Source organism: Pirellulales bacterium (assembly GCA_035533075.1).
Lineage (GTDB): Bacteria > Planctomycetota > Planctomycetia > Pirellulales > JAICIG01 > DASSFG01.
In genome coordinates this window covers 1-17,099 of sequence record DATLUO010000174.1, presented here as the reverse complement: position 1 = coordinate 17,099, position 17,099 = coordinate 1, and the positions used below count along the sequence as shown (strand labels likewise).

12 protein-coding genes are annotated in these 17,099 nt (G+C 63.3%); 3 read left to right on the top strand and 9 right to left on the bottom strand.

Translation table 11 applies throughout. From position 1 onward, the window contains the following. Window positions 1-438: a 6-carboxytetrahydropterin synthase gene (locus tag VNH11_21485; GenBank protein HVA48954.1), complete on the top strand. Its 438-nt coding sequence runs from the start codon at window positions 1-3 to the stop codon at window positions 436-438. Here VNH11_21485 and VNH11_21480 read toward each other — a convergent pair. From VNH11_21480 to VNH11_21465, 4 genes are all read right to left on the bottom strand, one after another. Beyond that, a complete protein-coding gene (locus tag VNH11_21480) occupies window positions 428-1,312 on the bottom strand; it encodes a dihydroorotate dehydrogenase electron transfer subunit (GenBank protein ID HVA48953.1) in 885 nt (294 codons plus the stop codon). The two genes, VNH11_21485 and VNH11_21480, sit on opposite strands and share 11 nt — an antisense overlap. Beyond that, the gene (locus VNH11_21475) at window positions 1,309-2,127 is read right to left on the bottom strand and encodes a pseudouridine synthase (protein HVA48952.1); all 819 of its coding nucleotides are present in this window, start codon (window positions 2,125-2,127) and stop codon (window positions 1,309-1,311) included. The genes VNH11_21480 and VNH11_21475 overlap by 4 nt, the downstream gene beginning before the upstream one ends. A 296-nt stretch (window positions 2,128-2,423) precedes the next feature. Next, window positions 2,424-2,696 carry a hypothetical protein gene (locus tag VNH11_21470; GenBank protein ID HVA48951.1) on the bottom strand — a complete coding sequence of 91 codons (273 nt, stop codon included), beginning with the start codon at window positions 2,694-2,696 and terminating at the stop codon, window positions 2,424-2,426. Window positions 2,697-3,045: 349 nt separating this feature from the next. Then, a complete protein-coding gene (locus VNH11_21465) occupies window positions 3,046-4,341 on the bottom strand; it encodes a Gfo/Idh/MocA family oxidoreductase (GenBank protein HVA48950.1) in 1,296 nt (431 codons plus the stop codon). A gap of 299 nt (window positions 4,342-4,640) precedes the next feature. Between VNH11_21465 and VNH11_21460 the strand changes: the two genes are divergently transcribed. Together VNH11_21460 and VNH11_21455 are read left to right on the top strand one after the other, a co-directional pair. Further along, entirely contained in the window at window positions 4,641-5,399 is a 759-nt protein-coding gene (locus VNH11_21460) for a hypothetical protein (protein ID HVA48949.1), read from the top strand. A 245-nt stretch (window positions 5,400-5,644) separates the two neighbouring features. Further along, a complete protein-coding gene (locus VNH11_21455; GenBank protein HVA48948.1) occupies window positions 5,645-6,619 on the top strand; it encodes a glycosyltransferase family 2 protein in 975 nt (324 codons plus the stop codon). 157 nt (window positions 6,620-6,776) lie between these two features. Here VNH11_21455 and VNH11_21450 read toward each other — a convergent pair whose 3' ends face one another. The 5 genes from VNH11_21450 to VNH11_21430 all read right to left on the bottom strand — a co-directional run bounded on the left by VNH11_21450 (window position 6,777) and on the right by VNH11_21430 (window position 16,935). After that, entirely contained in the window at window positions 6,777-7,853 is a 1,077-nt protein-coding gene (locus tag VNH11_21450; protein ID HVA48947.1) for a hypothetical protein, read from the bottom strand. A gap of 91 nt (window positions 7,854-7,944) precedes the next feature. Further along, on the bottom strand, window positions 7,945-10,296 hold the full coding sequence (locus VNH11_21445) for a hypothetical protein (GenBank protein HVA48946.1): 2,352 nt from the start codon (window positions 10,294-10,296) through the stop codon (window positions 7,945-7,947). A 310-nt stretch (window positions 10,297-10,606) separates the two neighbouring features. Further along, window positions 10,607-11,419 (bottom strand): hypothetical protein, encoded by an 813-nt coding sequence (locus tag VNH11_21440; GenBank protein ID HVA48945.1) that lies wholly within the window; start codon window positions 11,417-11,419, stop codon window positions 10,607-10,609. Between the two features lie 8 nt (window positions 11,420-11,427). Further along, the gene (locus VNH11_21435; GenBank protein ID HVA48944.1) at window positions 11,428-15,381 is read right to left on the bottom strand and encodes a Hint domain-containing protein; all 3,954 of its coding nucleotides are present in this window, start codon (window positions 15,379-15,381) and stop codon (window positions 11,428-11,430) included. Window positions 15,382-15,894: 513 nt separating this feature from the next. Beyond that, window positions 15,895-16,935, bottom strand: coding sequence for a hypothetical protein (locus VNH11_21430; protein HVA48943.1), 1,041 nt, complete (start codon window positions 16,933-16,935; stop codon window positions 15,895-15,897). Window positions 16,936-17,099 lie beyond the last annotated feature (164 nt).

Below are 17,099 nucleotides of genomic sequence, written 5' to 3'. Positions count from 1 at the left end.
ATGTTCCGCGTCACGCGACAAATCGATTTCTGCTACGGCCACCGGCTGCTCGACTACGAGGGGAAGTGCCGCTATCTGCACGGCCATAACGGCCGGGCCGTGATTGTGATCGAGGCCGAACGGCTCGACCATCGCGGAATGGTGCTCGACTTCAGCGACATCAAGCGGGTGGTAAGCGGCTGGATCGACGACAATCTCGATCACCGCATGCTGCTGCACCGCGACGACCCGGCGGTCAAGCTGCTCGAACAACTGGGCGAGCCGATGTTCTTGATGGATGCGAACCCCACGGCCGAGAACATCGCCAAGCTGATTTACGATTTTACCGCCGAGCACGGGTTCCCGATCGTCGAAGCCCGGCTGTGGGAGACGCCGAATTGCTTCGCGACCTACGCGGGCGACGAAGGCGAGTTTAGTCTTGGCGGAGCTACCAGCTAATCTTCTGGGCGTCGAACACCGGGCCTTCGACGCAGGTGCGACGATAGTCCCAACCACCGTCGTCGTCGCGCACACGGGCCACGCAACTGAAACAGATACCGATGCCGCAGGCCATCGGCGTTTCCAGTGAAACCTGGCAACGAACGCCGAAGCGGGCCGTCATTTCGGCCACCGCCGCCATCATCGGCTCCGGCCCGCAGCAAACCACGCGGCATCGGGCCACGTCGCGCTCTTCCACCAACAACTGCTCCAACAGGTCGGTGACCAAGCCGTGATGTCCCGCCGTGCCGTCGTCAGTGCTCAAGCGAACGGCGGCGCCCGCATCGCGAAAATCGTCGATGCCCGCCAGGTAGTCGCAGGTTCTTGCGCCGTAGCAGAGCGTCACTTTTCCAACGGAAATAGCGGAGCGGGCCGGCATACCATACGCTTTGCGGCCCAGCGCCTCGCGGGCCAGTGCCACGAACGGCGTCTGACCGATGCCGCCCGCCACCATGATGAGATGATCCGCCGGTGCCGGCGCAAAACCGTTGCCCAACGGTCCCCAGAGTTCCAGTTTTTGGCCGGGCAAAACGCGCGCCAGCTTCGCGGTGAGTTTGCCCGTCAGCAAATAGACCAGGTCGATGCCGACCGCTTCGCCACGGCCGTCGAGCACCGTATCGTACAGGGCCAATGGCCGGCCCAGCAACGGGTCGTCGTAACCGGCCAGCCGCAGCATGACGAACTGGCCGGGCACCACCCGCTGAGCGACCTCCGGGCACTCGGCGCGCAGCCGGTAGGTGTCGCGCGCCAGCCGAACATTTTCTTGTACTGCCACGGCGCCGAACCAGGCGCCGTCGGCGTAAAAGAGATGCGGCTGGCTGACGTCGCAGGTCATCGGTTTTTCTTGGCGCGGCCCCGTAGCGATTCGATTTCCTCTCGGCGCAAGGGACGCCACTGGCCGGGCTCGATGTCTTTCAGCCGCAAGGGACCGACGGCCACGCGTTTGAGCCGCAAGACCTTGTGGCCGACCTTGGCCAGAATGCGGCGAATCTCGCGGTTGCGGCCCTCGGCCAAAACGATCTCCAACAGCGTGCTTTGCTTGAGTTCACGCTTGGCCTTGATGCCGACCACGCGGGCCACGCCCTCGGCCAGATGGACGCCGCGGCGCAGGCTCTCGAACACTTCGGCACTCGGCGTGCCGGCCACCAACGCATGATAGGTCTTCTCGATGCCATAGCGGGGGTGGGTCAGGCGGTTGGCCAGTTCACCGTCGTTGGTCACCAGCATCAGGCCCTCGCTCGACCGGTCGAGCCGGCCGACGGTGAACAGCCGCTCCTTGGTGGCCGGCAGCAGGTCGATGACGCGCGTCCGGCCCGCCGGATCGAAATTGGTCGAAACCACGCCCACGGGCTTGTTGACCAGATAATAGACCCGCCGCATGGACCGCAACGGTGTGCCATCGACGCGGACCTCTTGCCGCTCGGCATCGACGCGCGTGCCCAGTTTTGGCACCACCTCGCCATCGACTTCGACGCGGCCGGCCAGAATCAGCTCTTCGCAGTGACGGCGGCTGCCAATTCCCGCCGCGGCCATGACCTTCTGTAAGCGCTCGCCGACGGCGGGCGCGGCGTCAGCACGCGCTGCGGCGTGATGGGGTTTTCGAGCACGCGCGACGGAGCGGCGTGCGCCGGTGCGGCGAGGTTGAGGCATGCCCAATCATACCCGGCCCGGCTGAACAAGCTAGTGCTCCGTCAGCCGTCGATGGATGGATCGACCCCGAAGGCAGCAACGGTGGCTGGGGCAGAGCTTGGCCAGAACCGGCCCGGCTTGAGGATACGCTCTGCGGCCAAGCGATGCCCCGACGCGTCAAACCGGGGCATCGCTTGGCCGCAGAGCGCATTCTGAAGATCGCGGCGGTAGCGGCCAAGCTCTGCCCCAGCCACCGCCCAAACCGAGCAACCCAGATGCGCGCAAGCGAGCACGCTTACGCTACGGCGCGGCCACGATCAATATCCATACCGCGGCGCGCCCCATTGGGGCCACCGCCCACGGGCCGGTTCGGGAATGGGTCGGGAATAATCGCGAGGACGCATGGTGTCGTCGCGGTTGTGAGAAAACGTCTCTTGCTCCGCATAGGGATCGAAACGGACGGCCTGCTGCTTTTGATACTCGAACGGGCCGGGCCGGAAAATCTGGCGGGCCAGTTGCCCCTGTCCGATGCCGCAGCCCGCCACGCCCAGCGCCAGGACAGCCAGCCAAACGCGACCGTTTTTCGACACGTGAGTGGGTCCTGGACAGGGGCAAGGGCCGGGATTGTACCGCGCAAGGCTGCTTAAAGAAAGGCGAGCCTGCGCTGGGTAGTGTCCAAATAGTGTGTTGCTGGCCCACACTAACCCGAAGCGTAAGCGAGGAAATGCGGTGATTCTGCCTCGCTGACGCTTCGGGTTAGTGTCTCTTTGCACACGAGCAACACACTATTAGGACACCACCCTGCGCTGCCTTACGAGCATCGTCGCCGCCGGGTTCGTCGCTTGAACGGCTTCGCCGCTGTTTACGCCATAAGTGACGGCTACAGCAGGTTTCCCGACGCCCAACAACCGGTTGTGCCGGCGGTAAGCAATGTAGGGTTCACCCAAACCGATACCCGGCACGCTGCCCGCGACTGACCAAAGAATCGGCCTCGGCGTCGCCTAAGAACTCTTCGCGCCGGCTGTCCCATTGCAACGCGCGGCCCAGACGCATCGAGATATTGGCCAGATGGCAGGCTGCCGCCGAGCGGTGTTGACTGATGACGTCTGAAATGGGCTGCTTGCCCGTGCGAATGCAGTCCAGGAATTCACGCAGGTGGATATAGGTTGCCGTGCCCCAGTAGCGGGTTTCATTGTCGAGCCGCACGGCACTGGCCGGCAGCGGATCGAGTCGCAACCGCTCCACGGGCTTACCGGCCAACCGGCCGCGGTTGACGAAAATCCGCCCCTCGTCGCCCTTGAAAAGAATTCCGTTCTCCTCCTCGCTCACCTTCACGCGGACGGCCACGCCGCCGGGGTAAGCATAGTCGACCGCGAACTCGCGCGGCGTGTTATAGCCGTTGGCAATCTGGGGCAGCCGCCCGCGGGCGTCGATCTTTGCCGGTCCGCCGTGCTCGACGCCCAAGGCCCGATGCACGATATCAAGGTGGTGTGCGCCCCAATCGGTCATGAACCCGCCGCTGTACTCGAACCACCAGCGAAACGGGTCATAACGCTGCTTGCAGAAATCAGCCCACGGCGCCTGGCCGAGCCAAACATCCCAGTTTATCCCGACGGGCACCGGGCAATTCGGAAAGGGCCCGCCCTTGGCCGTGGCCGGTAGCGAGCCGGTCGGCAGGGTCACTTCGACCCGCTTGATTTGCCCCAGCCGCCCATTGCGCACCAGCTCGCAGGCCGTGCGAAAACGCCAGTCGCTTCGCTGCTGAGTGCCGACCTGTACCATGCCGCCGGTGCGGCGCACGCGGTCCACGAGGAGCTGCCCCTCCGCGATCGTCAGCGTGAGCGGCTTTTCGCAATAGACCGCTCGGCCCGCGTCGAGCGCCGCCAGCAGCAGCGGCGTGTGCCAATGATCGGGCGTGGCGATGATCACGCCCTCCACGTCGCCGCGGTCGAACAGTTCCTGATAATGGTCGCAAATCGCGGCTTTCGGGCACGATTCGTCGCGCACACGCTCCGCCCGTGCTCGGTTGACATCGCACACCGCCACAATCTGTCCGCAACGCCGGGCAAGCTCGGTCCAACGAATGGTGTTGGCCAGTTGCCGGCCGCGGCCGCCGGCGCCGATCAGTCCCAGGCGGACTGTATCGCGGGTGGCGGCGTGCAGCACCCCGACGGCAGAAACACCCAGGCCGGCGCCCGCCGAGAGCGTCAGTAAACAACGGCGTGTTAATCGCACGAAATTGTGGCGTGGGCGTGGGCCCGCTGGCGTTTTGGAAACGACTGGACAACCGAGGTAGGGTGGGACCAGCGAGCTTGCGAGCGCAGGCCCACCGATTTGAGGCGTCAGGTTTCAGGCGTCAGGACTAACAACCTGATGCCTGATGCCTGACGCCTAGCGATGGTGGGCCGGCGCTCGCAAGCTCGCTGGTCCCACCCTACGTGTTTCGTTGCGAACCGACAAGGCCGATCGAACCTCTCTTACGCCAAACGGCGTGCCAAGTTATCATTCCCGGCCACGTTTTCGGAGTCATGCCCTTGGACCAACAGTTGCGCCTCACCGACCTTGTGCCGCGACGACATCGCACGTTTGCGCTGCTTGCCTGCGCCGGACTGGCGGTCATCGGTGTACTCGAATCGCTGCACAATTGGATGCCGGCCGTGGCGTCGATGACCACCGATGGCCGCGTGGCGGCCTTCGATCTCGAAGGCGAAGGGAGCCTGGCGGTCTGGTTCTCGTGCGCCACGCTCGAACTGGCCTCGCTGGCCGCCCTGACGGGTTGGTTAATACGACGCCGCACGCCCGGCGCCGATGCCCCGACCGCGCTGCTGGCAGCCGCCGCCTGTTGGCTGGTGATGAGCGTCGACGAGTGCGCCAGCCTGCACGAAGCCTTCAAGGAGCTGATGTCGAAAGGCACCGGGCATCGACTGCACGGCGATGGCACGGTCTGGTGGGTGATTGGCTACGGACTCGTGCTGTCCTTCGTCGGCTGCGGGCTGGTCTGGCAAATGCGTCGCGTGCCCGATGCGGTGCTGGCCCTGCTGGCGACCGCGGGCTTCTATGCGTTGGCGGTGCTGGCCGAGCTGGAATGGATCGTTCCCAACAAAGGCGAAGCCGAGGTGATGCTGGAAGAGGGCTGCGAGATGGCCGGCAACCTGTGTCTTTTTCTCTCGATGGGCCTCTACGCCCGCTATGCCGCACGAGCGGCCGTAGGGTGGGACCAGCGAGCTTGCGAGCGCCGACGTGAAAGGGTTCAGGGTTCAGGGTTCGGGGTTCAGGGTTCAGGAAGGCCGTAGGGTTCAGGGTTCGGGGTTCAGGGTTCAGGAAGGCCGTAGGGTGGGACCAGCGAGCTTGCGAGCGCCGGCCCACCAACAGGCAATAGGCAACAGGCAACAGTCGAAGGTCAATTCGAATATCCCTGAACCCTGAACCCTGAACCCTGAACGCCTGACGCCTGGCATCACCGCTTTACGATCGCGGGCGGCCTAGTCACAATCAGCACTGTCCTTTCGCCGACTCCCACCCGACTTGTCGCCCTGCGATGCTCTCCGCGGTCATTCCGGTCTACAACGAAGCCGAAAGCCTGGAGAACCTCTATCGCGAGCTGGACGAGGTGGCCCGCCAGCACGGCTACGACCTCGACCTGGTGTTTGTCGACGACGGTTCGACCGACGGCTCCTGGCCGACCATCGCGGCCCTGGCGGCGCGTGACGCGCGCGTGCATGGCGTGCGATTTCGCCGCAACTTCGGCAAGGCGGCGGCGCTGAGTGCCGGCTTTCGCGCCGCGCGGGGCGAGCTGATCATGACCCTCGACGCCGATCTGCAGGACGACCCGCGCGAAATTCCACGATTTCTGGAAGAGATGAACCGGCCGCTGGACGTCGTCAGCGGCTGGAAGAAAATCCGGCACGATCCCTGGCACAAGGTGTTTCCTTCGCGCGTGTTCAACTGGCTGGTCAGCAGCCTGACGGGCGTGCATTTGCACGATCACAACTGCGGCATGAAGTGTTATCGCCGGGAGGTGTTTCGCGAGGTGCGGCTGTACGGCGAGTTGCACCGCTTCGTGCCGGTGCTGGCGCACGCCCGCGGCTTTCGCGTGGGCGAGGTGGTCATACAGCACCGGCCGCGCAAGTTCGGCCATTCCAAGTACGGCGTGCGCCGCTTCCTGCGGGGCTTTCTCGATTTGCTGACGGTCAAGTTCCTCACCGGTTTCGGCCAGCGGCCGCAGCATGCCCTGGGCGCGCTGGGGCTGGGCTTCTTCGCCTTGGGCCTCATCGGGCTGGCCTATCTGACCGCCTATTGGATCAAGGGCCAATGGTGGCCCGCCGACGATCAGCTTCCGCTGCACCAGCGTCCCGCGCTGATTTATTCCGTCGCGTCGTTGTTGCTCGGCGGACAACTGATCTCCATCGGCTTTCTGGCCGAGTTGATCCTGGCCTATACGGGCCGTGACAGCGAGACCTATTCCGTGGCCGAGGAGACGCCGGGGCCGGCACCCGGAGCAACGATCGCCTGAGGATGGTCGAGCACCAATCGACGTGGCGCCCTCGATTTTGGGCGTGTTCGGCTTGAACGCGGCGCCATCGAGGTCAAGGGAATGAAGCCCGACGTGATGGCCATCGCCGACAGCCGGCAAGTGGCCGGATACCTTAAGACCTACGGCATCGTGCTGGTCACCAACCTGCGAAGCTTCGTGATCGTCGATCGCGGTCCGAACGGACGGCCGACGCCGCGTGAAGCGTTTCATTTGGCGGCCAACGAGTCGCGGCCAACGAGCAGGAGTTTTGGCGGCAGAAGGCCGCGCACCCGCGCGCCGCGGCCGACGAGCGGGGCCCGCAGTTTCTGGAGTTCATCGAGCGCGACTGGCTGCTGAGATAGGCCGAGTCGTTGAAGGTGTTGGTGGTGCTGAAATTCGAGTTCGTGGTGCCGGCGCCGTTGCTGGTCGTCGTGACGCCGGTGACGGTGCTGCTGGCCGTGGTGGTTTCGCTCACCTGGGCCGTCGATGAGGGGTCGACGTTGTTCGGCGGGCCAGGCCAGTTCACCAGGGAGCCGTGCGGCGTGGCCACTTGGTCGATCGTCATCAAGGTCAGGTACCAGGCGACGCTGCTCCAGTCGTTCCACACCGAGCCTGACATGCTGGGTGCCCACTGGTCGGCCGACTCGTCGAAGGTCCGCGTGGCCGACGTGCCTTGAAGCGTCAGGAAGCCCTCCGCGCCGCTGGTGACGACGCCGGCCGAGACATTCTTCGAGCCGATTCGCCAGTCGCTCGTGCTCTGGCTGGCGTTGAAGATCGAGGTCCAGCTCGTGGCTGGGTCGTTCGCCGCCGAGGCGATTTCCTTGTCGTTCTCCTGGCGGTTGGAAAACGTCGCCGAGAAGTAAGCGGCCGAAGAAGCCGAGACGCCGTTGGTGAGGCTGTAGGTTCCGTTCTCGAAATACGTGCCGAAGGTGTTCCCGCTGGCCGCCTGGCTGCGCGTGCCGGCGCCGTATCCGCTGTTGAAGTTCGTGCCGATCGTCTCCGATTCCGAGTCGCCGGCCAACCGCAGCAGCGTATAGGTTCCGCCGTCGCTGACCGCGCTTCCCGATTTGACCCGTTCGCCCTGTTTGTGCTGGCGGGTCGAGCTCCAGTCGCTGGCGTCGGTGGTGTCGTCGGCCGAATTGCCCGAAAAGGCGCCGCTGATCGACTCGTCGTGTGCCACGCTGTTCTGCTTGGCCAGCACGTCTTCAATGTACTTGATGTCTTCGGCGCTCACCCAGCCGTTGGTCTGGCCCGAATCGCACCAAGGGCCATCGGCGCGTCGGCGCCGACCGCGATGAGCGGCCGGCGCCGGCGCAGCCGATCGGTCAATTCACGACTGCTTGGCTGATGAATGGATTGTCAAAGAACACGGTGCGCCGCGAGCCCCTCACGACGCTACTGGCACCCTCCGAACAAATCGTTCTGACCCGTTTTGCGTTCGAGGTGGTCGTGGTGTCGTTGCTGGTGCTCGACAGCGACTGGTTGCTCTCCGTTTCCCGCGTGTAGGTGGTGCCGCCGCTGGAACCGCTCAGCGTATAGCTGCCCACCAGCGAGTTGCCGCTTTGCTGATCGGTTTCGCTGAGGCTGGCCGTGGCGGTGGTGGTGACGGCGTCGGTCTGGTCCGTTTCGCCGCCGCTCGTGCTGTCGGTGGTGTAGTTGGAGGTGCTGGTCACGTACTGCCCGGTGATCTCGTTGCCGCTTTGGCTGGTGGTGGTGGATTCGCTGGCAGACTCGCTGCTGCTCGTGGCGTCGGCCAGGGCCGGGTCGGGCACTCCGCCCACCAGCGGCGTATTCGCACCGCTTTCCCAGGTCGTCGTCGAAGTGTCGCTCGACTCGGCCAAGGTGAAACTGCCCGTAATGTCGTTGCTGCTTTCTTGGCTGGAGTCGGTTTCCTGCGACGTGGCGCTGCTCAGCGTGGCCAGCGTCTGGTTGGTCTCGCCGCCGCTCGTGCTGTCGGTGCTGTTGTCGGTCTCGCCGCTGGAGTTGAACCCGGTGACCTGATTGCCGGTTTCCTGGGAAGTGGTGGAGGCGGTCGAGAATTCGAAGCTGCTGCTCGTGTCGGTCTGATTGGCGTCGGTTTCCCAACTGCTGGTCGTGCTTTGGCTCGAATCGCTCAGCGTGAAGCTGCCGGTGACGTCGTTCGTCGATTGTTGGCTGCTGTCGCTGCCGATCGTCGTGGCGCTCGTCAATCGGGTCAGCGTCTGGTTCGTCTCCGCGCTGCTCGTGCTGTCGGTGGTGTTGTCGGTTTCGCTGGCGGAGCTGAAGCCGCTGACCGTGTTGCCGGTTTCCTGGGAAGTGGTGGAGGCGGTCGAGAAGTCGAACGAGCTGGTCGTGTCGGTCTGGTTGCTGTCGGTTTCCCAGGTGGTGCTCGTGCTTTGGCCCGAATCGGCCAGCGTGTAACTGCCGGTGATCTCGTTGGAGCTCTTCTGGCTCGTGTCGGTCTCGCTCGAGGTGATGGTCTGATGGACGGTCTGGCTCTGGTTGGTCTCGCTGCTGGTGCTGCTGTCGGTGTTCTGGTCGGTTTCGCTGGTCGAGGCGCTGGCCACGATCTGGTTGCCGGTTTCGTAGGAAGTGGTCGAGGTCTTCGAGACGTCGAGGCTGGTGGTGGTGTCGACCGGGGCGGCGGTGCCGGGCAAGTCGGCGATATTCGTGTCGGTTTCCGACGTCGTGGTCGTGCTTTGGCTCGTATCGGCCAGCGTGTAACTCCCGGTGATGTCGTTGGAGCTCGTCTGGCTGTCGTCGCTGGAAATGGCCGACGCGCTGGTGACGATCGTCAGGCTCTGGTTGGTTTCCGTACCGCTGGAGCTGTCGGTGCCGGAGGCGCTTTGACTCGTGTCGTCCGCGCCGGTGATTTCGTTGCCGGTTTCGTAACTGGTGGTGCTGGTCGAGGGGTAATCGACCGAGCTGGTGGAATCGGTCTGATTGACGTCGAGTTCGTGGGTCGTTCCGCCGTCGGTGCCGCGATCGCTGAGCGTATAGTTGCCCAAGATCTCGTTGCCGGTTTTCGTCCGGCTATCGCTGGAGCCGTCGAAAGCCGTGCTGTTGGTGGTGTCGGTCTGGTTGGTATCGGTTCCATAGGTCGTGCCGTCGTCGGTCCCCGACTCGTTGAGCGTATAGTCGCCCACGATCGAGTTGCCGCTTTGCGTCTGGTTGTCGGTGGAGCTCTGCGAAGCCGTGCTGTTGGTGGTGTCGGTCTGGTTGCCTTCGAGCAGGTAGGTGGTCGATTGTTCGCTGCTGGTCACGCTGCGGTTATAGGCGCCCCAGTTTTCGTTGCCGGCTTCGCTGGTGCTGGAGTTGCTCTGGTCGAGCGCGGTCTGGCTGCTGACGTCGCTTCCTCCGCCGAAGCTGTTGTTGTCGACCTCGTTGGCCGAGCTATAGTCGCCGCTGTTCTCGCTGAGCGTGTAATCGCCGTACAGCGAGTTGCCGCTCGTCGAGGGGTTGTCGCTGCTGACATCGACCTCGCTGGCCGAGACCGACAGGGTCTGGTTGGTCTCGTTGGTCAACAGCGTGAGCGTGCCGCTGTTTTGTTCGCCGCGGCTGTAGTCGCCGGTGATTTCGTTGCCCGTCTCGGTGGCCGTCATGTACTGGCTGCCGTTGCTGGCCACGCTGGTGGTGTCGGTCTGGTTCACGTCGCTCTCGATCGACGACACGCTGGTGCTGTCGTTTTCCGAGAGCACGAAGAATGCGAAGGAGCGCGAAACACGCAGGCGCACGGCCGGCCGGCGCGTCGGTGCCGACCGCGATGAGCGGCGGGTGCCGACGCAGCCGGTCGGTCAATTCACGACTGGTTGGCTGATGAATGGATTGCCAAAGAACACGACGCGGCGCGAGCCTCCTCGCGGCGCTACTGGCCCCGCTCGAAACAAATCGTTTTGACCCGTTTTCCGCTCCCACGACGCTACTGGCCCCTCATGGCTGCCTCTGTAGATTCGCAAATTGGACCGTGCGCGTTTGCTGCCCCCGGCCAAACGCCCGCCCCTCAAACAATCACTCTGAGCTGTTTTCCGTGCGCGGCATTTGCTTGAATTCCCAATATAGGTCACGTAGCGCCGGCTCCGGGTCAGGCTTCTCGAACGGTTCGACGTCCTCTGGGGCATGCGACTGCTTGTAGCAGTCAACCTCCACAACCGCGCCTGAGCCGGGCTGAATTCCTGACACAGGTAGCTTCACACCGCCAAACGGTTCTCCCCCCTTGCGCCGAATACCAATCGTGAGGTACGGCAATGCCATATTTGAGCGATTCTTCACCTCGAATTGGAGGTCGCCATTCTCAGCGATACCGATGACGCGCCAGTGAAAATGCCTGCGCGCCTCAACAACTGCCTTTTCCTCTTTTGAAAATGGCGCCGGCCCTGCTAGGATTGATTGCCATTTGCTCTTTGAAAACGATCGTCGAGCGGCGCGGTGTTTTTTCTCCAACCACTGCTCAAACCCATTAGCCGCTTGCCTAAACCCAAATTCTGGACCGTGCCATTCGAATACCGCGGACTCGGTGCCCTCAACCAACAAGTCATCCTTGAAATACGCCAACGCGCCTGGTATCCGACCGAAATTCGTCAAAGTCTCCGCGCTTTCACTTGTTGCATCGCGAGGTGACGCATAAATCTCGATCTTATACCAATTTGAACAGCGGTATAGGCGCGCGTTTCCGAACCGAATCACAAATTCCTTATAGGATGGCGGCAAAGGTCTGTCCGACTCCTTAACTGCGCGCCGAAGTTCACGGGGCGCGGGACCATCAACCTCATGAAAGTGGGGCGTCCTAACCGCCCGCAATTCCTCGTCAAGCCACTCGAACATATTCCACCTCATTCGTTCCTCGGGCGACCGCCCTGCTTACCCCAACGCTGCGCATCAGTCTGGCCATCAGGGGGCCTCGGAATGCTATGATCGCTATTAGGACCGCCATAACCAGGTTCAACAAAAAGAGGGTCGCCTCCATCCTTAAGGGCGCGAGGATGCGAGTCGTGCGTCGAATCTTCAGGCCACTCTCGTCCGCCGTTCCGGTCCGACCACCACTTCCTCGCGGCGTCGCGGTTACGCTCAAAAAAGTTCCGCGCTTTGGAATTCTCCTCCGGCGTCCGCGTCTCACCTTCCGGAAGCTCCTTTGTAACACGATCGGGAAGATTTGTCTTGATGTTCGGGCGCGGCGCATTCTCGCCTTCGTCCCCTGGGTCCATTCCTCCCGTCGCCACAGCGCTGCCTCCACCCGTGGGCGGTTTCTTGCCTCCCGCGGTAAGCATTTGCGCGCGCGACGGAGCGCCGCCCAATGCGGGATTCTTTGCTGCCGTGGCCCCCGGATCCCCGGATTTTGCCTTCGCCGCCTCCTGCTCCGCCGCCTTGCGCCTGGCCGCATTCAGCAATTCGTTTACCGGATCCGGTTCTTGTCCGGGCACCGAAACATGGGGCCCACTGAGGACGTCATCGATCTGAGCCTCCGACATGCCGCTGGCGCGCGCGAACTCTTTCGCCTTGTCAAGGCGCTCCTGAGAGTTCGTTCGGTTGCGGATCTGACCGGCCATCCATCCGAGCACTTCACCCCCAGTCGGCTCGTGGTTGAGCGATTGGCCATATTTGGCGCGATCTGCAACGTATGCGTTCCTGGCTTCTTGCCATGCTTCCCATGATGGAAAACCCATCGGTTGCGCGCCTTCGTACTTGTGCATGTCGCGCCGAGGAACCGAAATCGTGTTCACCCCGCCGGGCGGTACGGCGCCGGTGCCGGCGCCGGGTGACGCACCTTGGCCCGGGCGCGATTGCCCCGGCCGTGGCGCTTGCCGTCCTGGTTGCGCAGGGGGCTGCGCGGGCGCAGGGCGATAGGCAGGCGCTGAGCGGACCGCGGGCGCACTCTGGTTATGCACGAGGATGCAAAAGCCGTCGCGGTTGTTGCTGCCGACGAAATAGGTGTGGCCGTTGGGGACCATCAGGTTGAACACTGGGACGACCTCGCCTTTGTCGACGATGTTCGAAACCTTCACCCAGCGGTGGTCGCTCGTCAGCAGTTGATCGCCCGGTTTCAATTCGCCCGCCGGAACAAAGCCGCGCTGGCGGACGTAAATCCCGTGGTTCGGCGTGGGCCGGAAGAGCCGCCCTTCGACGTAGAGGTTGACGACGTGCTTCCGCCCGTTTTCGAAGAACTCCCCGACCTCGCCCAAGTAGCGCGGCCCTTCGGGATCGTGCTCGCTGGCCGTCAAAACCGACTGGCCCCGGCGCGAGGAGTCGATTCGGCGATCGTCCTCGAAGTTCGCCATGGTCGCCTGATCGCCCGCCCAGCAGTATTCGTGCAGCAATTGCAGCCCAAGCTCGTTGAAGGCCGAGTCGGCCGCGTTGGCGTCGAGGTTGGCGGCGGGGCCGGTGCCCCAGTAAGACACCCCGCCCACGACGATCGGGGCGCCGACGGGCGAAAAATCCAGGTCGCCGGGGCCGTTGCCGTTGGCAAGCGCCGCGTTCGAGGCGTTGTTGAAAGCCTCGATCAACGAGTAACGGTCGGTGCCCGTCTCGGTCAGCGAAAGCTGGCCCGAAAGGTAATTGCCGCTTTCCGAAAGCGTGTAGCCGGTGGTGGGGTGCGGGTTGTAGCTGCCCAAACCGCTCTCGCTCAAAGTGTCGCTGCCGCCGCCGCTGGTCGTTCGATTGAACGCCCCGCTCAACTCGTTGCCCGATTCGGTCGTCGTGTAGTTGTCGACGCCCGTCAGCGTCAGGCCCCAAGAAGAGGAACTGGAGCTGGAGCCGCTGCCGCTCATGCTGCCGCCGCCACCACCACCGCCGCTGGTGCCGCCGGTCTCGGCGATCGTGTAACTGTCGGTGCCGGGGTCGGCCAAGGTGTACCCGCCCGTCACGTGGCTGCCGGTCTGCGTCAGCACGTCGTGCTTGCCGCCGGTTTCGGTGATCTGGAAACTGGTCGTCGTGCCGCCCGAGGCGCTGGCGTCGCTCTCGTTGAAGGTGTAGCCCTGCGTCTGGGCCTCGCTGAAGGTGTAGTCGCCCGACAACGTGTTGCCGCTCTCCGTGATCGTCGGCGAGGAACGGGTCGTGGAGGTGAGCGAAAAACTGCCGCCGGAATTCAGGCCGCTCTCGGTGAGCGAGCTCGTCTCCAACTCGTAGGCCGTGCTGACGTAGGCGCCCGTGATCGTGTTGGCCGTCTCGTTGCCGCTGCTGCTGAGGCTGGTCACGTCGCTCGACACCTGCAGCATCGTGCCCGACAGATGCTCGCTCGTCTTCGTCACGCTGGTCAGGTCGTTGGCGGTGGTCGTCGTGGACGAGTCGCCGGTGATCGTGTTCTCCGTGCCCGTCACCGTGGTCGTCGAGTTGTCGGTCTCGACGATCGTGTAATTGCCGGTGCTGTTCGTGCCGCCGTCGGTCAGGCTGTCGCTCTCGGTCGTCGTTTCGCCCGTCGCCACCGCGCCGGTGATGGAATCGCCGATCTCCGTTCCGCTGGCCGTCGTCACATCGCTGGAATAGGCGCTGTAACTGTTGCCGGCCCGCGTGCCGCTGTCGGCGGTGGTGACCGTCGTGTCGCTCGAATCGGAGAGCGTGAAGCTGCCCGTGATCGTGTTGTCGCTGCCGATGGACGAGCTGGAGCCGTTGGTGGCGATCGTCACGTTGTCGGTGTCGCCCGAGCCGTAATTGTCGGTCTTGGCCAGCGTGGCGCTGGAAAGGCCCTGCTCGGCCGTGCTCTCGGCCCCCGTCACGTCGTTGCCGGCGGCGCTGGCGCTCGTGTAATCGTAGGCCGTGGTCGTGGCGCTGGTCGTGATCGCGCCGACGGAGTCGGTTTCGACGACGGTGGTGGTAGTGTCGCTGGTCTCCGAGAGCGTGAAGCTGCCCAAGATCTGGCTGCCGGTCTCCGCCGTGTAACCGCTGGTCGTGCCGGTCTCGGTGTTGCTGTTCGCCAGGCCGGAGTTCGTGTCGGTCTCGTAGTTGGAGAGCGAGCCGCTGCTCGTTTCGTTCAGGCTGAAGCCGCCGGTGATCGCGTTCGTGCTCTCGTAGCTGTCGATCGTGGTCCAGGAATACTTGCCGCCGTTGCTCTCCGACGAGACGTGCGAGATCGTCTCGGGGCGATTGACGGTGTCGACCTCGTGCGTGCTGGTAAACGACAAGCCCGTGACGTCGTTGGCCGAAAAGGTGGTGCTGTCGGTCGAAGTGTCGGTTTCCGTGGCCGTGACGGCCAACACGGGCGGACCCACCAGGTTCCCCAGGTTCTCTTCCCCCGGAAACACGCTGGTGGTGTCCGTGTCGTAGCTCGTGCCGCTGCTGCCCTGGCTGATGCTGTTGCCCAGCACGGTCGTGCTGGTCGTGCCGTCGTCGATCTGCGAGATGCTGATCGTCTGGCTCTGGTTGTAGTCGATGCTGACGAGCGTCGCCGCCGCCGCGCCCGTCTCGACGCTGTTCAGGCTGCCGTAGATTTCGTCGCCGATTTCCGTGGTCGTGCCGCTGTCGAACTCGCTGGCGGTGCTGTTGCTGGTGTCGGTCTGGTTGGTGTCCGTCTGCGCGGTGCTCGTCGTGGTCGAGTTCGTCTCGGTCAGCGAATACGTGCCCAGCACCGAGTTGCCGCTCCGCTGCGTCGTGTCGGTGCCGAGCGTGGTGCCGCTGCTGACGGCCGTGAAGGTCTGGTTGGTTTCGGTGGCGCTGGTGCTGTCGGTGATCTCGTTGCTACTCTTCCGGCTTTTGTCGGTCTCGACCGGCGCGTCGGCGCCGATCGTTGTTCGCGACCGGTGCCGACGCAGCCGATCAAATCCCAAACGGCTGGTTGGCTGAATGTAGGTTGCCAAAGATCACGATGCGCCGCGAGCTCGTCCCGACGCTACTGGCCCCCGTGGGCGCCTCATGGAATCCAGCTGCGGCCCCTTTTCTCATCTATCAAAAGGATTCTAGCCTCGCGATACCACCGCTAGACCTTAGTCGGCTGATCGACTCTCTAAGCACGTCTATAAGGTCGGATCCAGAACTTGTGACGAAGTAGTTACCTAAGCTAGTAATGTCGCTGCTGATATTTCTTCCCCAAGGGGGGGTAGCGGCTAAGTCGTCTATATCCCAGACGACGTCCGAGGGAGGGAACTGATTGAGACGCATTTGAACGTCCGCAAGCTCTTCTAGGGCTGCGCCGGCATCCTCAGCGCTGAGTTGTCCCTGATATAGTGCGTTCATGAGAACTGGATATCTTGTCCCCCACCCATCGGGCTCTAAATGATAACTGATGGTAGAGAAAAAAGAATGTACGAAATCACTTCCACCAAGCTCCTTAATCTCTCCCGCGGATCGAATGGCGATCGTCATTCTATCACCTATCTCGTTCTGAACTTTATATCACCGCGCGTCAGCGTGCCACCAGACTTTACCACTATATCCTCCGCAAGCTGATCCAGCGTTTTCTTGCTGACCTTCTGACCCCGCACGTCGATAAGAACAGTTTGCCGTGTCCCGGCGGGCAAATTCTTACTCCGCTCGATTGCCTGTTCACTCACGTTGTTGGCGACGTTTCGCCTCCCCTGGGCGGTCGTTACATCATAATTCTTTACTTCCAAACTCGCTCCAGGTTTAAAGTACTCAGGCCGGGAGCTACCTTTCGTGCCGTAGGGCACCTCTTCCCCGTCCTTGAATGATTTTTGAGGTTTGTAGTCTTTATTCAGACCCTTGCCTGCGTCGACCTCAGACTCCCGCCAACTGGGGCGCGCTGGTGCGCCCTTGGCCGTTGGGCCCGGGCCGGCGCCGCCCCTCGGCGGTTTCGGCGTTGACAATCGCGGCCCGGGGTTCACCGTCGGAGGCACCATCGGTTCCAGCCCGCGCGGCGCCGCGCCGCCCGCTCCCGCAAATGCCGGAAGGACCTGCTCCATGTAGCCGCCGGGCCTAAAGGTGTTCTCCCAGAACGTCCCTTGATACGGCGTGGCCGGTACGCCAAGTTGCGTGCCGTTATTCGTCGCCTGGCGAGATGCCGCTTCGCGCTTCAGCGCATCGATATAGCCCGCCTTCTTCTCGTTGTAGGCTTTCAGTTCCTCGTCGCTCAAAAGGTTAGGTAGTTGCTTCTCAAGCTCCAGCATTCGGCCCACGTCAAGGTGCTGAGCGGCATAATCGAGGGCGGGATCGAACGGGCCCGTATAGGATCGCACCATGATCCCCCACATTTGATCGAGCTCCCCCAGAACCGCGGCTTTCTGTTGGTCGAGCTCCTTCTGCTGCGCCTGCTCTTGCTCTTGTTGAAGTCGAAACGCTTCGTCGGCGGGGGACGCGCCTCCGCCTCCGGGCGCGGGCGGGCCATAGATTTGCGGCGGCGCTGGCTCGGCACCCGGCTTGTAACGTGGATCCTCCGCGCTTTCGTTGTGTACCAAAATGCAAAAGCCGTCGCGGCTGTTCGCTGTTCTCCGTCACGCTGGTCAGGTCGTTGGAGGTGGTCGTCGTCGAAGAATCGCCGGTGATAGTGTTTTCCGTGCCCGTGACCGTGGTCGTGGAGTTGTCGGTCTCGACGATCGTGTAATTGCCGGCGCCGTTCGCG